This window comes from Bartonella sp. AD328YNZD, assembly GCF_042196425.1.
Map to the genome: position 1 here is coordinate 1 of NZ_JBHIQG010000324.1, position 2,605 is coordinate 2,605.

5 protein-coding genes and 1 pseudogene are annotated in these 2,605 nt (G+C 35.8%); 4 read left to right on the forward strand and 2 right to left on the reverse strand.

What is annotated here, in order from left to right; translation table 11 throughout:
- Both ACFIO3_RS11240 and ACFIO3_RS11245 read left to right on the forward strand, forming a co-directional pair.
- A pseudogene (locus ACFIO3_RS11240) lies at positions 1 to 147 on the forward strand (single-stranded DNA-binding protein); the annotation flags it as partial.
- Positions 148 to 157: 10 nt separating this feature from the next.
- The gene (locus ACFIO3_RS11245) at positions 158 to 700 is read left to right on the forward strand and encodes a hypothetical protein (protein WP_375704476.1); all 543 of its coding nucleotides are present in this window, start codon (positions 158 to 160) and stop codon (positions 698 to 700) included.
- 2 nt (positions 701 to 702) lie between these two features.
- Here ACFIO3_RS11245 and ACFIO3_RS11250 read toward each other — a convergent pair whose 3' ends face one another.
- Both ACFIO3_RS11250 and ACFIO3_RS11255 read right to left on the reverse strand, forming a co-directional pair.
- Entirely contained in the window at positions 703 to 1,125 is a 423-nt protein-coding gene (locus tag ACFIO3_RS11250; RefSeq protein ID WP_375607163.1) for a type II toxin-antitoxin system HicB family antitoxin, read from the reverse strand.
- 20 nt (positions 1,126 to 1,145) lie between these two features.
- Complete coding sequence (locus ACFIO3_RS11255; protein WP_019220217.1) at positions 1,146 to 1,328, reverse strand: type II toxin-antitoxin system HicA family toxin; 183 nt, start codon at positions 1,326 to 1,328, stop codon at positions 1,146 to 1,148.
- Between the two features lie 345 nt (positions 1,329 to 1,673).
- Between ACFIO3_RS11255 and ACFIO3_RS11260 the strand changes: the two genes are divergently transcribed.
- Both ACFIO3_RS11260 and ACFIO3_RS11265 read left to right on the forward strand, forming a co-directional pair.
- A complete protein-coding gene (locus tag ACFIO3_RS11260) occupies positions 1,674 to 1,994 on the forward strand; it encodes a hypothetical protein (RefSeq protein ID WP_375607176.1) in 321 nt (106 codons plus the stop codon).
- A 3-nt stretch (positions 1,995 to 1,997) separates the two neighbouring features.
- Positions 1,998 to 2,576: a hypothetical protein gene (locus ACFIO3_RS11265; protein WP_375608670.1), complete on the forward strand. Its 579-nt coding sequence runs from the start codon at positions 1,998 to 2,000 to the stop codon at positions 2,574 to 2,576.
- Positions 2,577 to 2,605 lie beyond the last annotated feature (29 nt).

Genomic DNA, 2,605 nt, shown 5'->3' on the forward strand with positions numbered 1-2,605 from the left:
TTACCACAATTCAAAGGCGAGTTGTATTTGCTTGATGCCAAAAAAGAGCAATCGGCATTCCCTTCACCCATTACTTCTCAAAATTATGCTATCGCTTCAGGTGCTACTGATCATGGCACATCTCTTAACGATAGCATGCCATTCTGATTGAAAAAATATGGCTAAAAGAAAAAAACATGCAAAACGTGGACGTCCTCGTATTAATGGATGTCTCAGAGAACCCAATGGTCGTATCTCGCGAGCAAAAATACCGCGTGAACCGATTGATAAATTGGCAATTGAAATGCGTGCCAAGCGATTTGGTTTGACCATAGAAGATGCTAAAAATCCGCTTTCCGCTACCTATATCGGACGGCTTTATCTGCAAGGTGTGATTAATCAAGATCAGTATGATGCTGCACAAAAATATCTTGAAGTGAGAAATAATTACCTCTGTGCAAAAGCCTTACCAAATGCAATTTATGATGACTTTACTCCATCTTTAAATGAAGAGGCAAAAAAACAATGGATTGAAAAAACTACTCATTACTATGAAGCAATGAAAGAGGTGCTAAAAGAAGCACAACGCCTTTATAGACAGCATAATCTTTATGCCGCACTACAATACATTGTTGTAGAAGAGCAATCGTTACCATATCTTGTTAATTCACTGTGTGTCGTTCTTAATGCGCTTCATAAGCATTTTACACAAAACCGCTAAATTCAAGCAGCATTTTGAATATTAATAGAGATCTCTTTTCCAAGAGCAATGAGAGTAGATTCTAAGGCATCTAATTTGGTTGCGTGGTTTAAATCCAACAATCGGTCAATTTGTATTGGATGAAGTTTTAAAAGACGTACGAGATCAGCTTTGCGTAAGTTTTTTTCAATCATAGCGTTATGTATTGCAATTTTTAAAGTCACCAATGAAGATACTTCAACAAAAGGATAGGCAATATCACGATGTCCAAAGGGAATAAATTCACGATCTTGGAAACGCCCCATAATGACTGTTAAAAGTGCATTTTTAGCCTGTTCCAAAGCTTCTTTTTCATCGTTACCATAGGTAATAAATTCCTGAAAGTCTTTAGAGACGACTAGAAGAGTATCATTGTCATCTTTGATAAATTTGATTGCATATTTCATTTACACCTCCATATTCAGGCTTATTTTAGGTCAAGATCTTTAAGAATCTTCTGGACTAATCCTGTTCCTAATTCTTTTCGCGTACCATGCATAGGTAAAACGGACTTTTTAGAACCACGCTTTACAAGCAAATGCCCTCCCTTCCCTGAGGTAAAACTGCAACCATGCTTTGTAAGATATCTTTTCAATTCTTGACTATTCATTATAATAATATAACATCTAAAATGTTTCAATACAACATAAATGTTGTATTGAAGGAAAATAAAGAACATCTTTTAAAACACCATATTTAGGTAAAAAAATAAAAAAAATACAAGATCATGATTTTTTTGTTGACATAGTGTAAAAAATCGTATTTAATGACAGCATGGCAGTAGTTGTATTGCGTCTAAAATTCAAAAATATCTCCAAAAATTCAGCAAAATGTTAACTTGAAGCGTGGCTAGAAAGCCCTGTTTTCTTGCTAATTCTGGCTAATTAATTTTTCACAAAATAAAAATCAATATTTGACTAATTATGTCATTAATTATGACTCAAAAGGAGCAATGATGAAAGCAATCATCACCAAGCCAATGTGTGTTGTTGGCGATAATAAAAGCACTGTTCGTTTTGAAACTTCAACTCCCAATAATCCATTTGTGGAGATTTCCAATCAAGTCTACGCACGTCTCAAGCGTGCAAATGCTGCTAAACCTTTTGTTGATGTTAAAACAAAAATAAAACCTGACAAGGTAGTTGAACAAATTAAGCAGATAGAACAAGAAGCCGTACAAACATCAACTGAATCAGCAGCTGAGGAAATTCCACTCGAACAACCCAAAACACCTAAAACTTCCAAGCCATCAACACCTACCCCAAAAAAGGCTTAAAAGTTGAAGTTAATCATCCACCAAAAATGGTATCTTCAACAGGCAAAAGATACCTTCACAAGCCTTCAAGCCCCTCGCCTTAATTGGGCTTTGCGTAATGCTCTAAACACTGCAGCAAAACAAGTTGAACGCTTTACTGAAAAGCAAGTTGCTGACATCTCATCAGCCCAAATAAAGGGTATAAGAAAAGGTGTTTATATTAAAGAAAAGGCGACAGCAAAGTTTCTTGAGACAGATATCATTGGTTCTGGAACACCAATACCTCTTAAATTTTTTAAAGCAAAAGAAACAAAACACGGCGTGGCTTACACACTATTTGGAAAGAAAGAAATCTTGCCTCATGGTTTTATTAAGGGTGGGAGTTTTCCAAAGCGCGTTGATTTGAAAATGGGAGGGAATGTGTTTCAAAGAGATGACGGAGATCAATTCCCCATTGCAAAACAAGAAGGACCTTCAATTGCTAAAGTGATGTCCAAGCCAGAGATTGCAAGTGCTATTGTAAAAGAAGCCAATGAAAGACTAATCAAAAACATACAGAGACAACTTAAACGTCAAGAATACGCCGCTAATAAGAAAGGATAGATCATGTTCTCACGCTTTATCTATATGTT

What these genes read in the sequence shown, in the direction of transcription:
- ACFIO3_RS11245 (WP_375704476.1), top strand. Translation starts at nt 158, where the DNA reads ATGGCTAAAAGAAAAAAACATGCAAAACGTGGACGTCCTCGTATTAAT.
- ACFIO3_RS11250 (WP_375607163.1), bottom strand. Translation starts at nt 1,125, where the DNA reads ATGAAATATGCAATCAAATTTATCAAAGATGACAATGATACTCTTCTA.
- ACFIO3_RS11255 (WP_019220217.1), bottom strand. Translation starts at nt 1,328, where the DNA reads ATGAATAGTCAAGAATTGAAAAGATATCTTACAAAGCATGGTTGCAGT.
- ACFIO3_RS11260 (WP_375607176.1), top strand. Translation starts at nt 1,674, where the DNA reads ATGAAAGCAATCATCACCAAGCCAATGTGTGTTGTTGGCGATAATAAA.